General features: G+C 39.9%; 16 protein-coding genes. 13 read left to right on the forward strand and 3 right to left on the reverse strand.

Going from position 1 to position 20606, the window contains the following annotated elements:
• The first annotated feature begins 9 nt into the window (after positions 1-9).
• Entirely contained in the window at positions 10-333 is a 324-nt protein-coding gene (locus NAT51_RS07980) for a hypothetical protein (protein WP_250597582.1), read from the forward strand.
• Positions 334-416: 83 nt separating this feature from the next.
• On the forward strand, positions 417-641 hold the full coding sequence (locus NAT51_RS07985) for a hypothetical protein (RefSeq protein ID WP_250597584.1): 225 nt from the start codon (positions 417-419) through the stop codon (positions 639-641).
• A gap of 48 nt (positions 642-689) precedes the next feature.
• Here the strand turns inward: NAT51_RS07985 and NAT51_RS07990 are convergent, their stop codons facing one another.
• Both NAT51_RS07990 and NAT51_RS07995 read right to left on the reverse strand, forming a co-directional pair.
• Positions 690-1307: a hypothetical protein gene (locus NAT51_RS07990; RefSeq protein ID WP_250597586.1), complete on the reverse strand. Its 618-nt coding sequence runs from the start codon at positions 1305-1307 to the stop codon at positions 690-692.
• Between the two features lie 302 nt (positions 1308-1609).
• Entirely contained in the window at positions 1610-1804 is a 195-nt protein-coding gene (locus tag NAT51_RS07995) for a hypothetical protein (RefSeq protein WP_250597588.1), read from the reverse strand.
• 763 nt (positions 1805-2567) lie between these two features.
• Here NAT51_RS07995 and NAT51_RS08000 point away from each other — a divergent pair.
• The 3 genes from NAT51_RS08000 (at position 2568) to NAT51_RS08010 (ending at position 5831) form a co-directional block, all read left to right on the forward strand.
• Positions 2568-4226, forward strand: a complete 1659-nt coding sequence (locus tag NAT51_RS08000) for a tetratricopeptide repeat-containing sensor histidine kinase (RefSeq protein WP_250597590.1) — start codon at positions 2568-2570, stop codon at positions 4224-4226.
• A 3-nt stretch (positions 4227-4229) separates the two neighbouring features.
• A complete protein-coding gene (locus NAT51_RS08005) occupies positions 4230-4874 on the forward strand; it encodes a response regulator (RefSeq protein ID WP_262921799.1) in 645 nt (214 codons plus the stop codon).
• Between the two features lie 171 nt (positions 4875-5045).
• Positions 5046-5831, forward strand: a complete 786-nt coding sequence (locus NAT51_RS08010; RefSeq protein WP_250597599.1) for a hypothetical protein — start codon at positions 5046-5048, stop codon at positions 5829-5831.
• A gap of 68 nt (positions 5832-5899) precedes the next feature.
• On the opposite strand, the gene NAT51_RS08015 is transcribed toward NAT51_RS08010, so the two are convergent.
• On the reverse strand, positions 5900-6037 hold the full coding sequence (locus NAT51_RS08015; protein ID WP_250597601.1) for a hypothetical protein: 138 nt from the start codon (positions 6035-6037) through the stop codon (positions 5900-5902).
• A 966-nt stretch (positions 6038-7003) separates the two neighbouring features.
• On the opposite strand from NAT51_RS08015, the gene NAT51_RS08020 reads away from it, so the two are divergent.
• The 8 genes from NAT51_RS08020 to NAT51_RS08055 all read left to right on the forward strand — a co-directional run.
• Positions 7004-8665, forward strand: a complete 1662-nt coding sequence (locus NAT51_RS08020) for a T9SS type A sorting domain-containing protein (protein ID WP_250597603.1) — start codon at positions 7004-7006, stop codon at positions 8663-8665.
• Between the two features lies 1 nt (position 8666).
• Positions 8667-12215, forward strand: coding sequence for an RHS repeat domain-containing protein (locus NAT51_RS08025; protein ID WP_250597605.1), 3549 nt, complete (start codon positions 8667-8669; stop codon positions 12213-12215).
• A gap of 6 nt (positions 12216-12221) precedes the next feature.
• Entirely contained in the window at positions 12222-15788 is a 3567-nt protein-coding gene (locus NAT51_RS08030; protein WP_250597607.1) for a DUF6443 domain-containing protein, read from the forward strand.
• A gap of 11 nt (positions 15789-15799) precedes the next feature.
• A complete protein-coding gene (locus tag NAT51_RS08035; protein WP_250597609.1) occupies positions 15800-16186 on the forward strand; it encodes a DUF5071 domain-containing protein in 387 nt (128 codons plus the stop codon).
• 421 nt (positions 16187-16607) lie between these two features.
• The gene (locus tag NAT51_RS08040) at positions 16608-17840 is read left to right on the forward strand and encodes an RHS repeat domain-containing protein (protein ID WP_250597611.1); all 1233 of its coding nucleotides are present in this window, start codon (positions 16608-16610) and stop codon (positions 17838-17840) included.
• A gap of 4 nt (positions 17841-17844) precedes the next feature.
• Positions 17845-18297, forward strand: coding sequence for a hypothetical protein (locus tag NAT51_RS08045; protein ID WP_250597613.1), 453 nt, complete (start codon positions 17845-17847; stop codon positions 18295-18297).
• A gap of 188 nt (positions 18298-18485) precedes the next feature.
• Positions 18486-19148 (forward strand): IS1 family transposase, encoded by a 663-nt coding sequence (locus NAT51_RS08050; RefSeq protein ID WP_250597615.1) that lies wholly within the window; start codon positions 18486-18488, stop codon positions 19146-19148.
• A gap of 435 nt (positions 19149-19583) precedes the next feature.
• Positions 19584-20606: DUF6443 domain-containing protein (locus NAT51_RS08055; protein WP_449536216.1), on the forward strand; the 1023-nt coding region annotated here is incomplete at its 3' end.

Raw genomic sequence — 20606 nt, forward strand, 5'->3', positions numbered from 1 at the left:
ATTTACATTATGAGATTCCTCGCATCCATAATAAGCATCTATTTTTTGTTTCTTGGAGCTGTGCCTGCGGTACAGGTTGTCAGGATGCAGCTTATTCCGGATTGTTCCTGTTCCTGTTCAAAAGAGCAAGAACCAACAAAAGATACGGATGGATGTGATAAGCGGGAATGTTCCGTTTCCTCCTGTTGTTACAAAAATATTTTCCTTGAGGTTCCAACAAAATTCACTCTCCATTATTTTCAGGATATTGTAATAAACCATAACTTTTGGTTTAATGAAATCATTACTTCGCAAAACATTTTTGATATTTGGCATCCGCCCAGAGCCGTTTAAATCTCATAGGGTAAAAAAATAGTTGGGTACCAAGTACCTTTTACTATACGATTTCAATTATAAAAATTTAAAATATCAAAAAGATGAAAAATATCATAATGGTAGCTGTTTTCGCATTGTTTGCGGGAACTTACACAGGTAATGCCCAAGAAGGCAAGAATAAAGCAAAAAAAGAATCATGCTGTTCGGCAGATAAAAAAACGGCCACAGCCAGTTGCGAAAAAGATAAAGCGCATGTATGTCTGACCGATGCTTCTTGTTGTGCTACTTCCAAAAAAAGTACACCTAAAAAGAGTAACAGATCATAAATTAATTTTAGGGAGTGCTGAAGCACTCCCTTTTTATTTTCAGGGAATTTATTTGTAGGTTTTTCTTGGACCGGGAGCTTTTAACAAATACGCTTTAATATCTTCCCTTATTATTTTAAATGCATCCTCTTTGGAAACCAATTGCTTTGAATCAACGGGGTTGTCTGTATATTGATACCAATAACAATTTTCATTCAGCACAAAAATATTTTCAGGCAATTTTTCAATTTTTACGGCAGTAATCTTTCCGTTGGGCAATTCTTTCCAATCTATATAATCAACTCCCATGCTTTCCTTTTGCGTCCGCTCAATTCTGTGTTTCTTATTAGGCGTTTCACTATGGATTTCGATATACAGGAAACCAAAATTTGATTTTTTACAGTATACCGGGGTCGTTAGCGATTGTGTATCGTTTACCTTAACCTCTTCGTTTTGTGTTATATCAGTATATCCGGCTTTTTTCAGTTCATCAATTATGACCGGAATAACTTCTTTTAACCGTAACCAATTAGTTGTAAGAATTTTACCGTGAAGGCCTTTTTTCTTCATGGCAGGAAAATCCAAATAATAGTCATAATAATTAGATGAGTTAATCTTATTTTCATTTTGACCGAACGATGTTCCAATTCCTAAAATTAAAAGCAGTGCCGCAATTTGATTTTTCATACTTTCGTTTAAGTTTTGCATTGCGAAGATATACTTTTAGAAAAGAATTGATGCAAAACATGGTATTGGGGTAATATCAAATTAAGTGATCACCTTAAATTTTAAAATATGAGCGATTACATTGTCTTGTTTGGTTTGGTTATTTTTCTTGGGATTTATTATAGATTAGACAAAAAAAATCTGGAAGATTATTTTTATAAAGCCCCATATGACAGGTTTAATGCAATAAGACTGTATTTAGTCTTGATTGGTGGAGTAATCCTAATGATTTTTAAAATAATCCTGTAACCTGCTGCGCAAATCTATGATCCGTCTTTTGTTGCCTGTACCAAACCTATTCCCGAGGAAAAAAACAGAATACCTAAAACACTGTAAATAATCATGCCCCTCACATCCTGATCACTGCCTTGTGTATTCATGAACAGGTAAGCGGCATACAATAATCCGCTAATTCCCAATATAGTGAGAATGGCACCGAAAATTCTCTTCAGATTCATGGCCTTAGTCTTTAAAGTGAACTACAAAGTTACTCTACAGAAAAACCGGAAGCGTTATGCAATTGCTGTCAAAAGTTATAGAATTATAAGTTATGAGTTGTGAGTTGTGAGCTGAATTGGAGTATTGAAGTTTTATTTCATCAGGTGGTTTCGACTACGCTCAACCACCATCGACTACGTTAACCATTCAGGGTAACGGTGGCTGAGCGGAGCCGAAGCCATAATCCCTTAAAATCATTATCTTACAAAAAATCACCCTTGTGGCAATTTCGTTTTCAATTTTCTTTTTGCCACAACTTTTGTGGCAATTTCGTTTTCAAAAACCAATTTGCCACAGATTTATGGTGGCTGAACAGGTTACTGAGCCTGTCGAAGTATGGTTACTGAGCCTGTCGAAGTATGGTGGCTGAGCGGAGCCGAAGCCACATTATCTTCGGTGGCTTCGGCTCCGCTCAGCCACCGTCGAGAGCACTCCGACAAGCCCAGTGTGACACCTCAGCCACACAAAACCAAAAAATTAAAACATAATCCAATTCTTATTTTTTAGCTTTGTAGGAAACGATAAAAACTAAACATGAAATTGCGTCTGCTGCTCTACACTGCCCTATCGCTGATCTCACTACAGGGATTCTCACAGGATATGAGGCTCGAATCCCTGAATAAACTTCCGGTGGATTCCCTCAAGGTACTGGCAGAAAAAAGAAAGCAGCTGCCGCCGGATACCAATCTGGTCAATGTCTACTCGGTGCTGAGCTCAAAACATTTGTACGTAAACAATACCGAAGCCAAAAAATACGCCGGGAAAGTATTACAATTGGCCAAAAAACTACAGTATGAACGCGCCATCGCCGCCGGTACCAACGACATGGCACTGATTCTTTTATCGGAAGGTCACGCCAACAAAGCTTATCAGATGCTACGGGGTAATCTGATTTACTACCGTAAAGTACAAAACTTCACCGGTCTGGGAACCAATTACCTCAACATCGGACTCGTGCACGGCACCCAGAACGAACTGGACAAAGCCATCGGAAGCTTCAAACGGGCCTTATACTATTACAAAAAAGGAAACGCCAACAATAACAAACTCGCGGCCTGTTACTCAATGCTGGGGAATGCCTACTCTTATCTGAACGATGAAAAACAATCCATCAAAAATTACCGGAAAGCCCTGCAGCTGGAAGATGATCCTGAAGATCTTTTAAGCATGCAGAACAATTTGGGGAAAGCGTATGCCGACTTTAAGAAATACGATTCGGCTTTATACTTTTTCCAAAAAGCGGTCATCGAAAACAAAAAGATCAAGTCCTCTTACAATGAGATGATTTCTTCCCATTACATAGGGGATCTGTATCTCAAAATGCAACAGCCGGACCAGGCAATACAGTATCTAAAAAAAGGACTCGGTCTTGCCCAACAGGAAAAAAATCTGGACGATGAAATGCTCATCAATAAAAAACTGGCCGAAGCCTATACCTTAAAAGGAGATTACAAAAGCGCGCTGCAATTCCACCGGGAATACGCCTCATTAAAAGACACCCTGCAAACCAAAAGCAACACGGCCGAGGTCAAGAAAATCGAAACCAAGTTCGAACTCGAGCGTCAGGATGCGAAACTCACCCTCCTGGAGAACCAGAAGAAGCTCAACGAAGCCGAACTCAAGAAATCCAATCTTATCCTGCTCATGGGAAGTGTGGTATTGCTTTTGTTTATTGCCCTCACCTGGTACTGGTACCGCCAGCACAAAACCAAGGCATTGCTGAACCAACAACAGGAAGTCCAGTTTAAAACCACGCTGCAATTAAAAGAAACAGAATCAAATCTGGAGGGCCAACTGCTCGAACGCAAAAGACTGTCGCAGGAACTCCACGACGGATTGGGTGCGACACTGGCCGGCATCAAACTTTCGGCTATTGCCCATTTTACGGAAAAAGAAGAAGGACAGCAACAACTGATTGCCTCGCTCGATGACGCCTGTCATGAAGTAAGACGTATGTCACATAATTTAATGCCGCCGGCCTTTTCGGAACTGCCTTTTGCCCAGATCACCGAAGAACTGATCCGTAAACATTCGGGCCATCCGCACACTCAACTGCATTTGGAAATCCACGGCAGGGAAGCTCTCGATTGTATGAACACCAACCAGAAAACGCAAACCTACCGTATTTTGCAGGAGATCATCAATAATGCTTTCAAACATGCGCAATGCAGTCATCTTTCGCTCTTCATCAACAGTTTTGATGATCACGTCAACATTATGGCGGAAGACAACGGCATCGGGTTTGACAGCAACCAACAGCAGGAAGGCATCGGTTTGCACAACATCCGTGAACGGATCAAGGAACTGCAAACCAATTTAACCATTGACAGTTCGCCGGGCAACGGTACTGTCATCCAATTCAATATCCCTTTACACCAATAGCATATGGGCCAATACCGCATCACCTTAGTCGATGACCACAAAATGTTTTTGAACGGACTCGACTCGATCCTTAAAAGCATGAACGATATTACGATTGCCGCAACCTACACAGATCCGGCGCTCTTACTGGACAATCTGGAACAGGATGCTCCGGATTTAGTGATAACCGACATCAGTATGCCCGGCATCAACGGAATTGCCCTGATCAAAAAGATCCGGAGTTTCAACCCGGACATCAAGATAATGGTGTTGAGCATGCACAACGAAGCCGCTATGGTCAAAACCATTTTAAAAGAAAATCCGCAAGGTTACCTGCTGAAGAATACCGATCAGGACGAACTCTTCCTGGCCATTACCACCATCCGGGAAGGCAACCGTTACTACTCCCCTGCCGTACAGTCGCTTCTCATCGACGACATACAGGGCGTGGCCGCACCGCAGGCTTCGATAATCCCGGTCTTGAGTCCGCGCGAGAAAGACGTATTGCTTTTAATTGCACAGGAATGCACCACACAGGAAATTGCCGACCGTTTGTTTCTGAGTGCCAATACCGTGGAAACTTACCGGCAGAACCTGCTGCGGAAACTGGAGGCTAAGAACTCGGCGGGAATTGTTGCCAAAGCCTATCAGTACGGACTCATAGCGTAGCCAGTTATTCATTTACAGTAACCAAAATCTAAATGTCTGACAATCTAATAATCTGATAATCTAAATTAGTACTCCCTGAAACCAGCCAACTTTATTTTTGGTGGTTTTCCGTCTTGACCGCCATGCCTGTCAACGGTAATTTTGTTTCATCAAATTAAAACAACTAATACAATGAAAACGAAATTATTAGGATTGGCAACACTGCTTTTAACATTAGGGTGTTCCAAAGATGAAGAAACTTCCACTCCACAGGAATTACCGGTTAAAATAACCAAATGGAACGGAAACGGCACATTGAATAACATGCAGATCATTACGTATGACAGCAAGAAGCGTATCTCGGAAGTTGATATCAGCGAACCGAATACCAGTAACAACCGGAAAATCAATTATACGTATTCCTCGGGGAAGATAACAAGACTGACGGATTATACAGACCCAGCCCAAACCGATACGAAGTATGTTCATTATTATGGCAACGGTAAGATCATCAAAGAAGAACTTTATATAGGTAATGGTCTTGACCGGGTGTTTACCTGGACCAACAATCATGATGGCAGTAAAACGGCAAAATCAACCAAAAGCAATGGGGAATTGATCAATACATTCAGATACTATTTCAACAGTCAGGGGAACTGTACTTCGGTACGTGTGGATTTTGCCGATCCTACCCGAACGGATTTCACCATTACTTACGACCGTTTTGATACCAATCCGCGTGCCTTGTTCCATCATTACTGGATGGCACCCTGGTGTGATATTCCGGGAACTTTCAGGGAACCTATGATTCCTAACAATCCCGGAACGTATGTCAGCACCCCGGACGGACAAACTCCCACGACAAATCATTCATTTGACTATCAATATGATTCAAACGGCAACGTGGTCTTCCAAAAAACTTTTAACGGAGGCAGTTTATTAAACAGTACGGTATATGAGTATGGAATGATTGAATAAGAAAAGAATGGAGTTGGTTTTGGAATGTGAAAGGGAACGTAAGAGTTCCCTTTTTTTGTTTTATAACTTTATTTTTCTTTTAAATATCGGGATAAAGTCCTGTAGACTTTATATACAAACAATCCCATAGCTATCGGGATTGCACAGCGGGTTATTTTACCTGCATCCTCCTGCGTCGGATACGGCTTATTCTTTTCTTTTGTCATAATTTGTACGTCACCTCGAGTGTTTATACGGAGTGAAACGTAGTAAAAATGTATCGAGAGGTAACTTATTTAATGGTTCTCGATACATTTTGCTTCACTACGTTGCACAAAACACTCGAACTGACGAAACGGGCTCAAACAGCTTTTCTTTTTACGGATTCTTCAACTATTTGACACTCGCTTCCAAATCCTAAGACTTTTGCCCATCGCATGTCTTTGACGGGAAGAAAATCTAAACCCCAAAAACAAAATGCCGATAATCCCCCGCAAAAAAACTCAGGCACCAATAACCGACGGCAGGGTTAAACAAACTGTAGACTGTATAACAATTAATATTCCAAAATAATAAAAATATGCGAATTTGCGGTAACTGAAAATCAATACGGTGGCGGAGCCTGTTATGCATTTACAATAACCAAAATCTAAATGTCTGACAATCTAAAAATCTGATAATCTAATATGTGGCAATTTCATTTTCAATTTTCTTTTTGCCACAACTTTTGTGGCAATTTCGTTTTTAAAAACCTTTTTGCCACAGTTTTAAGGTAGCTGAGGCTCTCGACGGTGGCTGAGCTATAGTTGCTGAGCCTGTCGAAGTATGGTTACTGAGCCTGTCGAAGTATGGTTACTGAGCCTGTCGAAGTATGGTTGCTGAGACTGTCAAAATATGGTTGCTGAGACTCTCGACGGTGGCTGAGCGGAGCCGAAGCCCACCCCTTCAATCCAATAATCTTTCAATCTTTCAATCTGATAATCCCTAACCAACCTTTATCACAAAAATTGCATCTTATAAGAATACACCCGTTAAATGGATTTATAATTTCCTGAATTTTAACATAATAAAGTAAAAAATAAGTGTTTTTACTGACGGTTTGTAAGAAAAATTCTTTTTATGTTTGCGTTGAAAAATAGTAAGACTTTTCGGATGGTTAAGCCGGAAGTTCTTTGTCCCTAAAATTATTGCTTATGTTACATCATTACACCAGAGGTGCATTTTCTTTGCTTCTCATGAGCTTCTGTGCGGCTTCTTCGTATGCACAGGAACAGCAGGTGTCGTACCAGAGTGCGCTTGGCGGTAACCGTCAGGAGTATTTGTTTGATGCGATCCCCACTTCGGATTCCGGATTTTTAATTGCCGGAAGTACTTCGTCCAACCGTACCGGGAACATGACCCAGGCCAACAATGGTGACCTGGATTACTGGGTTTGCAAGATGGATGCCAACAACAACCTGATCTGGCAGAAGAGCTATGGCGGTTCGAATATGGATTTACTGCAGTCGGTGAAGGCCACTTCCGATGGTGGGTATATCCTTGCCGGAATTTCTTCTTCAGGAAAAACCGGTGACAAGATCCATGTGTGCCAGGGTTCGACCGATTACTGGATTGTAAAAATTGACAGCGGCGGTACCATCCAGTGGCAGAACACCATTGGCGGTAACGGACAGGAAAAACTGGGCAGTATTGTACAAACTACGGATGGTGGTTATGCCATTGCGGGTTCGTCAAGTTCCCCAAAAAGCAAAGCCGATGTAAATGGTAATATTGCTGCTAACTTGAAGAAAGAAGCATCGAGAGGCGGACTGGATTTCTGGATGGTGAAACTTGATAACGGCGGACATGTGACCTGGCAGAAAACCCTGGGCGGAAAGTTCCAGGACGAACTCAAAGTGATACAGCCTTTGGCGAACAATGAATATTTACTGGGCGGTTATTCCAACTCGACCCAATCAGGCGATAAAAATACCAATCCGATTGGTTTAGGTGATTACTGGATTATGAAAGTCGGTGCTACCGGTGAGATTATCTGGCAACAAACGCTGGGCGGTACCGGGGATGATGTACTGGTGAGCCTGATCCAGACGCATGACGGCGGATTTGTAATCGGCGGAAACTCCGATCAGGAAACCAACCGAACCAGCAACCGAGCAACCAAGAACAGCAACAAAAGCAAAGCGAATACACAAGGAAGCGATTTCTGGTTGGTGAAACTGGATGCCGAAGGAACTACCGACTGGCAGGAGACGTATAACTTCGGTTCGAAAGACGTGTTGTCGAGCATGACCGAAGGAGCTGACGGAAAGATCTTGTTGGGCGGTTTTGCACAAAGCGAACTTAAAGACAACGGAGAAGGCGTCCGTATCAGTAAAGAGAAAGAAGGCATCAACGATTATATCGCTTTGGAAATCGACCCGAAAGGAAAGGAATTGTGGTCACAGGCGGTAGGAAGCCGTGGTGATGAAGTACTGAAAAGAGTCATCCCTACGGAAGACGGCGGCTTTTTACTGGCCGGAACTTCGAACGGTGAGAAATCAAGAGACAAGAACAACAAGATAGGCGGCAACGACTACTGGGTGGTGAAGCTGAAAAACAATAAGAAAGAGAAGATCGAGAAGATTTTGAGTGCCTACCCTAACCCGACGATGAACACTACGAATGTTTCGATTGATTTTGAGTATGAAAAAGGAACGGCAACTTTGTATGACATCAGCGGCAGACAGTTACTGGTAAAAGAACTGAAAGGCGAAGCGGAAATCCCATTCAGTCTGACCAATTTACCACAGGGAGTGTATCTGATCAATGTGAGTACCAACAACGGAACCCAGGCCGTTAAAATTTTAAAGAAGTAAGATGATGAAACATATAAAAATAGCAGTAATGTTACTTATGGGTAATGCTGCAATGTTTGCACAAACCACTCCTAAAGCTAATACACAAAGAGTCGAAACAGAAGATCCTTTAAAGGTTGTGTTACCAGATGTGAACCCGCCATCACCGGAGGCTTTTTCTTTTACGGAGTATGGGAAAAACGGAATTAATGAGTTTAAAGGGAAGTTGAACAGTAGTATCCCTATTTATGATTATTCTGCCGGACAATTGAAAACCTCTGTTTCTTTGGGGTATTCAGGAGCCGGTGTAAAGGTTGAAGATATGGCTACTTGGGTAGGGATTAACTGGAACCTGACAGCCGGTGGGGTGATTACAAGGCAGATAAAAGATGGTGCCGATGAAGGCGTAACGGAGCGTCCCATGATTAACGAGGCCCATATGAAAGCTAATGCAGATAAAGCATGTGCAGAAGACTCACAATATTATTGGTTGATGGCTTATTATGGTTCGTCTTATAATACTGAAGTGGATATTTTCAGTTTCAGTTTTGATGGGTATTCCGGATCGTTTTATCTGGATGGGAATTTTAATCCGATATATATTCAGAATGAAAGTGAGTTGAGAATTGAAATAATAGGAACCGGAGCTACCAATAAAGATAAATTCAGAAATGATTATACTTTTATGATTACCACTCCAACCGGTGTGAAGTATTATTTTGGAGGAAGCATAACCGAAACCACAAGAGTTTTATCAGGAGGACCATCAATGGATACAGATGGTGTGACATCATTTTACTTATATAAAATTGAACATCCCCTTAATGGTACAATACTGTTTGAATATGATACACTGACTCAGAAAAGACAGGATTTGAGTAAAAGTTGCAGTATGAATGCGGGTTTGGATTTTTTAGGAGTTGAGTATGTTGGTGTCTTCAAGGACAATGTATTTTCGACAAGAGTTAACAATCCGAGAAAACTAAAAAAGATCAAAAGCCTGAACAATACCCTTGAAGTGATTTTCAACCGTACCGATTACGATAACTATAACTTTATAAGTGTTTTAAATTCGATTGAAGTCAAAAACACAACCGGGAATGTACTGTTGAAAAAAATTAATTTCACCTATGGTGCGAAAGTTTCACCTACAGGGACAGAAAATGATTTTGCAAATGTTTCCCGTTTCTTTTTGAACAAAGTGGAAATCGATAAAGAATTGGATACCGAAGGAAATGAAAGCGAAGTGTATACATTTGAATATGAAGATCCTTATAGTTTGCCGCACAGAATAAAAACGCCAGGGAATTATACAAATAATCCATCCAATAGTCGTGATTTTGCGGGGTATTATAACGGAAAATCAAATTATTCCATTTTACCGGATGAACCATTAATTAATTTTTATTCCCGTACTAATTTTGGGAATCTTAACCCTGATTTCAATTTTGGTAAGAAAGGTACATTGAAAAAAATGACTTATCCATCCAAAGGATATTCGCTATTTGAATATGAGTCAGGAACTGCCAAAAAAGAAAATATAGGGGATTATACTTTAAGTATCAATAGTTTTGCAGGTAATGAATTAGGGACTCCACAAACAGATCAGATACCGGGATACAGACAAGACCCTTTCGGAGGATCTATTTATTGGAATTCCCCAAATGTATATAAGGATCAGGAGCTAAGATTTACCATCAGTGTGAATTTAACTTCAGAACATGGTGGTTCTGCTTTAACCGGCAAAGGAGCTGAATTAATTATTACGAATCTGAGTACAAATCAACAGACTGTATTTAGTAATATATATCCGTTTGATAATGATCACCCATTTTTCTATTCTCTTAAAAAAGGAATTAATTATTCTTTCCACTTAAAATTCAAGGACAATTATACGACATCGAGTGCTTATCAAGGTTTGGAAGCAGTGGTCAATTTTAAAATTTTTGAAGGGTACACACCAATACCAGGATTGGGAATAAGATTGAAGAAAGACATGAATTACAGTTCCGATAATGTATTGGCTCATGAGAAAAGATATTATTATGGTACTATAGATGGAGGATATGCAAAAGCTGAATTGATGCCTGATCTTGATATTCGTCCTAAGAAAGCCTTGGAAGTAGGTGACAATGAAGGAACTTACTATAGTGTGACCTTTTCGTCCGAATTTATGAATAAGTATAATTTTTCTTTTCTTGATCCGGAAGTATATCCTGTCGTATCGATTAGTTTAGGAGGCGATAATTTTGAAAAAGGAGGAATTGAGAAAACATTTCTTTATGCCAAGAATACAACTATTTCTAGAATTGAAACGATTCATGATGGTTGTTGGAATGGTGCAGATTACTTAGACATTGTATGTGGGGCTCCAAACAGAAATGCCAATACCCACTTAATCGATGTAATTGAATATTTCAAAATGTATCAGGAAAATGACAACAGTTATTTTAACGGTAAGTTATTATGTGAACGCTCTTATGTTAAAAAAGACGGAGGGTTGTTCAAGATAAAAGAACAGGAGACACAATATAAAACAGAGAAAGATTTTTCGAAGAAAATCACAAATTTCATTGGTTGTAAGGCAACTCAGTTTTATAGGCCAAATTATAATTTTTGCTTTAGCGACCCGAATGATTACAGTAGTACCAAAACTATAATAAACGGATTGTACGGAATGTATTTCGGATATTATTATACGTATGTTTTCAATCAAAAAACCGATAAAGTGATCATAAAGGAATATATTGATCCTGTGCCTATGAGCAGTTATTTTAAATTTAATGCTGAAAAGCAACAATATTTCGTTCTCGATGACCCTGATTTGATTCCAGAAGAGCTACCTGGACCGACACAGGAAACAGTTGAAGCTTCTTACAAAAAAATGATTACTACTCAGACCTATGAGTATGGCACCTTGAGAGGTTTACCTACTAAAGTAAGTACAGTGATGAGTGACGGTACTACACAAAACAGCGAAAGTGTATATGTGAACCAATATGGAACCTTGACAGGATTAACTACTGGTCAAACAGATGCATATGTTTTGATGCTGGCACAAAACAATATTGCTTCACCAATTGAGGTAAAACAATCTGATAATACTGAAACGTTGACCAAGAAACGCACTGCTTATAAAGTGCTTTCAGGTAATAAAGTAGTGCCGGAAAAAATATATACAGCCAAAGGGACTCAGCCAATTGAAGAGCGTGCCACATTTGAAGAGTACGACAGTAAAGGAAACCCAACGTTAATGTCATTAACCGGAGGTGTGAAGATTAAATATTTGTACAATGCCAATAACCAGGTAATTGCCAAGATTGAGAACTTTACGGGTACATTGGATCCGAATACCAACAGCATCGCTAATGCCATTACATTTATAGGGCAATACCCGAATGCACAGGTGAGCGTGTTTGAATATGAACCGGTTACCAATTTGCTTGTAAGGATGTATGACCCGAACGGGAAAAAGACCACTTATGTATATGACAGTATGCACCGTTTACAGCAAATAAAGGATAACGACGATAATGTTGTAAAAGCATTTGACCAAAACTTCAAACACTAAGGCAAGATGAAAAAACTGACATTACTATTGTTGGTACCGGGATTTGCCTTAGCGCAAAGCAGTAACCAGAATTATACCAAGGCAACGACCTACAAAGGTCCGGGCAGTACCTTGCCGCAGACCACTGTTATCTATTATGACGGACTGGGCAGACCCATCCAGAAAGTGGACAACGCGATGAGCAGCACGGGCCAGAATATCGTGACCCACATCGAGTATGATGCCTATGGCAGACCGGTGAAAGATTATTTGCCGTTTGTATCCGGCGTATCAACACTGGATTATCTGAGCAGTGCGGTGACCAGTCAAAACAGCTATTATACGACCCCGGCCAATGGGGAAACCACCGCTTATCCGTACAATGAAAAGCTTTTGGAAGCTTCACCGCTTGACCGTGTGTTGCAACAATCCGCGCCGGGTGAAGCCTGGAAGATGGGCTCAGGCCATGAGATCAAATTCGAGTACGGAACCAATGAAGGTTCAGGTAGCAATGCAGTGAAACTCTTCAAGGCTACAGCTACTTGGAGTGGTTCGTTACTGGCTTACACCAACACGCTGAGTCAAACCGCAAACTACGCGGCAAATGAGTTGTATTTGACGGTAACCAAAGATGAGAACTGGGTATCAGGGAACAACCACACCACGCAGGAATTCAAGGACAAAGTCGGTAAAGTGGTGTTGAAACGAACCTTTAACAATAATGTGGCGCATGAAACCTATTATGTATACGACCAATTCGGTAACTTGGCCTATGTGATCCCGCCATTGGCAAATGCTGCCTATGACAGCAATACCCTTAACGGATTATGCTACCAGTACCAATATGACAACCGCAACCGATTGGTGTCGAAAAAACTACCGGGCAAGCAATGGGAATTCATCGTGTATGATTTACAGGATAGACCGGTAGCAACAGGACCGGCTTTATCACCATGGGGAACGGGAGCATCAGGTGTGATGGTGACCCAGTATGATGTGTACGGAAGACCCACACAAACAGGTTGGTTGCCCACTATCATCGACCCTAATGCCAGAAGTACACAACAAGGCTCCGTTAACGGCGGAAGCAATCCGTACACCTTAGGGAACAATGATGTCCTTAGCAAGAACTATTATGACAACTACAGCTATGCCGGAGCCCCCACTCTACCCAGCCAAATTGAAGGCGATGATGTATCGGCTGCCGTGAAAGGAATGGCAACAGGCAGTTGGGTCAGAATCCTGACAATCCCAACCGAGAACAATGGTGAATTATCTTATACCTTATATGACAAGAAAGGCCGTCCTATCCGTACCCATACTACGAACTATTTAGGCGGTTATACCGAGGTGGACAGCAAGCTGGACTTTATGGGGAAAACCCAATACACCATAACACGACATAAACGTACCAACAGCGATACCGAGATCGTGACCACCGATACCTTTACCTATACCGATCAGGACAGACTGAAATTACACACACACCAAGTTGACGGTGGTGATGTACAGTTACTGGCTGATAACAGTTACGATAAACTGGGCCAATTGGTTGGTAAAAAAGTGGGCGGAAGCGCTACAAGTTACACTTCTTTGCAGAAAGTAGACTACCAATACAACATAAGGGGCTGGCTAAAATCGATCAACGATACCGAAGGACTGATCAGTAGTGATTTAGGCATCAAAGACGATTTGTTTGCCTTCAAGATCAGTTACAACAATCCGGCTGACACTAACAAGGCTTTGTACAACGGAAACATCTCAGAAACCCAATGGCGAACCTTGTATGATGACCAGCAGCGTAAGTATACCTATACCTACGATCATTTGAACCGTTTAAAACAGGCGGATTATTCACGTCCGGATAATGCCAGTGTCGTGAATGCCTATATGGAAACCATCAACTATGACAAGAACGGGAACATCACTGATCTGGAACGTAACGGAGGTTATGAAGCGGAGGATTATGAAATCCAGGTGGACAAACTGGTGTATGCGTATGACCCCAACAACAAGAACCGTTTGCTAAGTGTAACCGATTTGAGCAGCTCGTTGGAAGGTTTTGCCGAGAACATGGATCCCAACGGAACGAGCAACGACGATTATGCCTACGATGCCAACGGGAACATGACCCGTGACGACAACAAAGCGATTACCAACATCAGCTATAACCATCTGAACTTACCGTTCACCATTACTTTTTACAACCCGCACGGCAAGCAGACCAAAATTGAGTATATTTACGATGCGGCAGGAAGCAAGAAAGGTAAGAAAGTTCATTATTATGAACCGGATTACAGTGGCGGCGGTGGATCTGATATGAAAGGAGCTACAGCAAGCAACAATGCGACACCAGTGAATTCCTCGGTTGGCCCAACAACCTATTTGCAGAAGATGACCCGGACTGATTATATGGCCGGAGGGTTTCAATACAAGGATGAAGTAATTGAATTTATCCCGCATGCGGAAGGGTTTGTGAAGAGCGAAAAAGGTAGTTATGTATATTATTTCAATTATACCGACCATTTAGGAAATGTAAGGGTAACCTATACCGATGACGGCAGCGGAACGCCTTATGTGGTGGAAGAGAGTAACTACTACCCTTTTGGATTGAAGCACAGAGGCTACAACGAGCCGGATCAAAACCTGCAGGATTGGGGGAATATCCTGACTACTTATAGTTCTTTGAATCATAAGTATAAGTATTTAGGTCAAGAGTGGCAAGAAGAGCTAGGACTGAACTGGTACTCATATAGACATCGTAATGGTGACCCTGCAATAGGAAGATTTTTTGGAATTGACCCAGTTTCTGAAGAGTATATGTCAATATCTACTTATCAGTTTGCACATAATAATCCTGTATGGAAAATTGAAATTGAAGGATTAGAAGGAAAGGAATCGAATGGTGCTAAAGACACAAACAATCATGAACCAGTAAAAGTTAAGAGTACACCTGTACTTGGTTTTGTAGGTGGTGGATTAGCTGATGTGAAGGTTGTTCAGCAAACTGTAAAAGAAACAGTTGAAACAACGGCTAGTAAATCTTCAGGTGGATTTTTCAGTGGTGCATTAAAAGTTCTAGGTACTGCTGTTTCGTTGCTGACTGATTACATGAGTCCAAATTATGGTGGGAGAACAAGTGAAATGCAATTTTCAGTAGACCATAAGATAGAAGGAGATAATGTTGTAACAAATATTACTTCACAGCCGTATAACACAAGTACCAAAAAAGATGATGGTGGTGACGTGATTTATAGAGGTGGAGCATTTACAGATTCAAATTTTACTCCGAGACCAGGAAAAGATGATGGAACTGGTCCTAAAAGTGGACTTTCAACGAATGTTGACCCATTAAAAGCTACTCAAGGTTTTGGTGGAAAAGCTCAGGCATTAAGTGTAGATTTATTGAAAGGAATGGGATTCCAATTAACTAAAACACCTGATGGTCACGTTGGGGTTAGACCACCTAGTCAAGCTTTGTTGGAAAAATGGGCTGCATCTAGAGGAGATACATCAGGTATGAATCCAGCGCAAATACTTACTGAAATGGTAAAAGCTGCTAGAGTTCAAGAAATTAAAGTTCCTAAACCATAAAAAAAAGAACTATGACAAAAATTGACAATATAGTACCAAAGAATAAAGAAGATATTGATTTTATTAAGAATCTTAAGAAAAAACAAATTTATGAAATCAAAGATTTCATTCCTGAATTATTAGAATGGACTCAAGATGGAAATTGGCCACAGGCTAGATTAATCATTGATTATTTATTGCCACATGTTAATGAAATCGATTCAGAATTAGTAAAAATTTTAAATGGCAACGATTCAACTTGGAAGTATTGGATTTTATTAGGCTTAATTAATAATTCTGAAACTAAACCAAGTGATAAAATTCTAACAATCGTTTATGATTTATACCATAATCCTAGCATAGAAGATAAAGAAGAAGAGATTGATTCCATTGCTCAGGAGATAATTGAAAAGTGGTAATAAACAATCATTGTTTCAATCGGAATTTATTAAGAACATGGGATGGGCGAAAGCCTGTCCCTTTTTCATTTTCAAAATATTCGTGGTAATGTATCAGATGTGTTGGTAACCTATTTTTAGCTAATAATTATTTTGAAAATCAAACATTTATAATTTTATAATTGAGAATTTAAAAGCAACCTCCGGGTTGCTTTTTTAGTATTTAATCCTTTAAATCGAAGAAAATGGCTTCAGAGTTGAGTTCGTGTAGCAGATGTGTTGGTGATTGTTTAAGAACTATAAAGTATGGCAAAACAAAATCTGGGAATCAGCGGTTTTTGAATAATAAGAAATATATTTACAGAACGTTCTTAAAAAAATTGAGAAAGGTAAGAAAGTTCATTATTATGAGCCGGATTACAGCGGTGGTGGTGGATCGGAGATGAAAGGAGCTACAGCAAGCAACAATGCGACACCAACGAATTCCTCGGTAGGCCCAACGACGTATTTGCAGAAGATGACCCAAACGGATTATATGGCCGGAGGGTTTCAATACAAGGATGAAGTAATTGAATTTATCCCGCATGCGGAAGGGTTTGTGAAGAGCGAAAAAGGTAGTTATGTATATTATTTCAATTATACCGACCATTTAGGAAATGTAAGGGTAACCTATACCGATGACGGCAGCGGAACGCCTTATGTAGTGGAGGAAAGTAATTATTATCCTTTTGGATTGAAGCACAGAGGCTACAACGAGCCGGATCAAAACCTGCAGGATTGGGGGAATATCCTGACTACGTATAGTTCTTTGAACCACAAGTATAAGTACAATGGGAAGGAGTTTCAGGATGAGTTGGGACTTAATATGTATGACTATGGGGCGAGGAATTACGATGCGGCGATTGGTAGATGGATGAATATTGACCCGCTGGCGGAATTAAGTAGAAGATGGTCTCCGTATACATACGCAAAGAATAACCCAATGTTCTTTATTGATCCTGATGGTATGTTAGATACTTCTTTTATCCAAGAATTATGGGATAAATCAAGTAATAATACTACTTGGACTAATAATAATGATGGATCATTTTCAGGTAAAGACAACGATGAAGAAGATAGTGAAACTACAGAAGATAGTGAAAATAATGATGGCGACCCTAAGAAAAATGGTAGTTCTAAATCATCCAATAAATCTTCAAATAAAACTGTTTTAAATTGGTTCGATAAAAATATTAGTCCTGCTTTATGGGATACAGCTGAAAATGAAGAAACGGAATTAGAGAATGTGTTAATTTTATATACACATGGAAATCAGCAGTATATAGTAGGTCCGAATGGGGAAAAAATTTATAATGCTAAACAGTTAAATGCTATATTATCGAAATCAAGCACAAAATGGGCTGAATTTTTAAAAAATGGTGGAAAATTTACTTTAGTTTTAAAATCGTGTAAAACAGGTCATCAGTATGGAGAAGATGACCCAAAAAGTAATCAAAATGTTGCAAGAAAATTTTCAAAAATAAATGGGTTAACAGTTATAGCACCCACGGGATATTTTGTAGGGACAAGTTATCTTTGGGGATTATTTACAACTCAACATATAGATGACCCAGAAGGCGTTAATCAATGGAATGCATATTATAATAATAAAAGAATAAAACAGTTTAACGATTAAGAAAATGAGAATAAAAATAAGTTTAATTCTAATCACTACTATTTTCGTAATTTCATGTAAACAACAAAATAGTTATTTAAGTGATGAGCAAGTGTACGAAGCTCAAAAAAAGGTTCTTCTCAAAGGAGATAAAAAATCTTACTCAATGTTATCTTTATATTATGAAGATAAACAAAGTAATTCTATGATTTTACCATACTCCATTTTAATGGCTCATCGTTTTAATGATAAAGATGCTTATTATGATGTTTATCAAGCAACAATTTGTGTTTTTAATAATAATGAATTCAATTCTGATTTAATAGAAAAATTAGATTCAGAAAGTAAAGATTTTGCTCTAAAGCATCTTTTGAAAAGTGATGAACTGGGGAATGAACACGCAAAAGAAGTTTTGGAACAATACACCAAAAAAGGTTTTCTCATTCAAAAAGGAGAAGGCAACAAGGAATTAAAATAGTAAATAAAATCGGTAATGTATCAAATTAGGGCATGACCTAAAATTTTAAAATAAGTAATTGAAAAACAGTGTTTAATGTAAAAGTTAAACACTGTTTTTTGTTGTGTAAATAGATGATTTAAAGATTGAAGAATCGTTAAATCGCATAAAATAAGGGTTTTGTTTTGCTACGTGTATTAAATTAGGGCATGGAAAAAATACTTTGCCCCAAATGTAGCGGGGCAACCGTTAAAAATGGGTTTCAATCTGCCATACAACGGTATAAATGCAAATTGTGCAGGCATAAATTTCAAGTTATTTATAAATATCGGGCTTACATTAGGACTATCAATGAATCAATAGTTGTTTTATTGAAGGAAGGCTGTGGTATCAGAAGTATGAGCAGGGTTCTGAATATTTCGAAAAATACGGTTTTAGCCCGGATAATTTCCATAGGAAACAATTTAAAGCCAAAACTATTGCTAGAAAAAGGATGGTCTTATGAAATGGATGAAATGTGGACATTTATCGGAAATAAAAGCAATGTATCATGGATTACTTATGCAATTGAAAGGAATAGCAGATCTATTGTTGGTTTTGTAGTGGGTTCTAAAACAAAAGAGAATATTCAGCCTTTGGTCAATCGTTTGATTTTATCAGAGCCAAAGCATATTTATACAGACAGATTGAATATCTATCCAGCCTTGATTCCTGCTTCCATTCATAAAAGGTTTCAATATTGTACTAATATCATTGAACGGAACAATTTGACTATGCGAACCCATTTAAAAAGACTGAACCGAAGAACGATTTGCTTTTCCAGAAGCCAATTGGTTTTGCAGTCGGTTTTGAAAATTTACTTTTGGGTGTAGAGAATTGTTTTGATTGAAGAACAATTAGACCTGACAGGTTTTTGAAAACCTGTCAAGTCTGGAACACACAGGTATCCGGTTTTTAATTCAATAAAAAAAACAGTTACTGAACCCGTCGAAGTATTGTGGCAATTTCGTTTTCCATTTTCATTTTGCCACAACTTTTGTGGCAATTTCATTTTCAAAAATGAAATTGCCACGGTTTTATGGTGGTTTCGACTCCGCTCAACCACCATTACTAAACTCAACCATTTAAGATTACGGTGGCTGAGCGGAGTCGAAGCCCAATCCTTTAATCTTTCAATCTCTTAAAAAATCAGTATTTACCCTGATTGCCCTGTAAGAATTTATCTCTTATGTTTGCAACTGATCTGAACTCTCTTTAAAAGAGTAACGATTAAAGCATTTGACCAAAACTTCAAACACTAAGGCAAGATGAAAAAACTGATATTACTATTATTGGTACCGGGATTTGCCTTGGCGCAAAGTACCAACCAGAACTATACCAAAGCGACGACATACCGAGGGGAGAACGGCACCTTGCCACAGACCACGGTGACCTATTTTGACGGACTGGGCAGACCCATCCAGAAAGTGGATAACGCGATGAGCGCCACGGGCCAGAATATCGTGACCCACATCGAATACGATGCTTACGGCAGACCGGTAAAGGACTATTTACCGTTTGTGTCGGGCGTATCGACACTGGATTATTTAAGCAGTGCGGTGACAAGTCAAAACACCTATTACACCACTCCGGCCAACGGGGAAACCACCGCATACCCCTACAGCGAGAAACTATTGGAAGCCTCACCGCTGGACCGGGTATTGCAACAATCCGCACCGGGTGAAGCCTGGAAGATGGGTTCCGGCCATGAAATCAAATTTGAGTACGGGACCAATGAAGCCACCGGAACCAACGCCGTGAAACTCTTCAAGGCCACTGCTACCTGGAACGAATCGTTACTGGCGTACACCAATACCCTGAGCCAAACCACAAATTACTCGGCTAATGAACTATACCTGACCGTTACCAAGGACGAGAACTGGACGTCAGGGAACAATCATACCACACAGGAATTCAAGGATAAGGCCGGTAAAGTAGTATTGAAACGGACTTTCAATGCCAATGAGGCGCATGAAACCTATTATGTGTACGACCAGTTCGGGAATTTAGCCTTTGTAATCCCGCCCTTGGCCAATGCCGCATATGACAGCACTACCCTTAACGGGTTGTGCTACCAGTATCAATATGATAACCGCAACCGCTTGGTGAGCAAAAAACTGCCGGGTAAACAATGGGAGTTTATCGTATATGATTTACTGGATAGGCCGATAGCAACAGGACCGGCTTTATCGCCATGGGGAACGGGAGCATCAGGCGTGATGGTCACACAGTATGATGTGTATGGAAGGGTGGCTCAAACAGGTTGGCTACCTACCACCATCGACCCGAAT

Origin of the sequence: Flavobacterium amniphilum (assembly GCF_023634845.1) — a bacterium.
GTDB classification, from domain to species: domain Bacteria; phylum Bacteroidota; class Bacteroidia; order Flavobacteriales; family Flavobacteriaceae; genus Flavobacterium; species Flavobacterium amniphilum.

What these genes read in the sequence shown, in the direction of transcription:
- NAT51_RS08040 (WP_250597611.1), top strand. Translation starts at nt 16,608, where the DNA reads ATGAAAGGAGCTACAGCAAGCAACAATGCGACACCAACGAATTCCTCG.
- NAT51_RS07995 (WP_250597588.1), bottom strand. Translation starts at nt 1,804, where the DNA reads ATGAATCTGAAGAGAATTTTCGGTGCCATTCTCACTATATTGGGAATT.
- NAT51_RS08015 (WP_250597601.1), bottom strand. Translation starts at nt 6,037, where the DNA reads ATGACAAAAGAAAAGAATAAGCCGTATCCGACGCAGGAGGATGCAGGT.
- NAT51_RS07980 (WP_250597582.1), top strand. Translation starts at nt 10, where the DNA reads ATGAGATTCCTCGCATCCATAATAAGCATCTATTTTTTGTTTCTTGGA.
- NAT51_RS08030 (WP_250597607.1), top strand. Translation starts at nt 12,222, where the DNA reads ATGAAAAAACTGACATTACTATTGTTGGTACCGGGATTTGCCTTAGCG.
- NAT51_RS08020 (WP_250597603.1), top strand. Translation starts at nt 7,004, where the DNA reads ATGTTACATCATTACACCAGAGGTGCATTTTCTTTGCTTCTCATGAGC.
- NAT51_RS08010 (WP_250597599.1), top strand. Translation starts at nt 5,046, where the DNA reads ATGAAAACGAAATTATTAGGATTGGCAACACTGCTTTTAACATTAGGG.
- NAT51_RS08045 (WP_250597613.1), top strand. Translation starts at nt 17,845, where the DNA reads ATGAGAATAAAAATAAGTTTAATTCTAATCACTACTATTTTCGTAATT.
- NAT51_RS08035 (WP_250597609.1), top strand. Translation starts at nt 15,800, where the DNA reads ATGACAAAAATTGACAATATAGTACCAAAGAATAAAGAAGATATTGAT.
- NAT51_RS07985 (WP_250597584.1), top strand. Translation starts at nt 417, where the DNA reads ATGAAAAATATCATAATGGTAGCTGTTTTCGCATTGTTTGCGGGAACT.
- NAT51_RS08050 (WP_250597615.1), top strand. Translation starts at nt 18,486, where the DNA reads ATGGAAAAAATACTTTGCCCCAAATGTAGCGGGGCAACCGTTAAAAAT.
- NAT51_RS08025 (WP_250597605.1), top strand. Translation starts at nt 8,667, where the DNA reads ATGATGAAACATATAAAAATAGCAGTAATGTTACTTATGGGTAATGCT.
- NAT51_RS08005 (WP_262921799.1), top strand. Translation starts at nt 4,230, where the DNA reads ATGGGCCAATACCGCATCACCTTAGTCGATGACCACAAAATGTTTTTG.
- NAT51_RS07990 (WP_250597586.1), bottom strand. Translation starts at nt 1,307, where the DNA reads ATGAAAAATCAAATTGCGGCACTGCTTTTAATTTTAGGAATTGGAACA.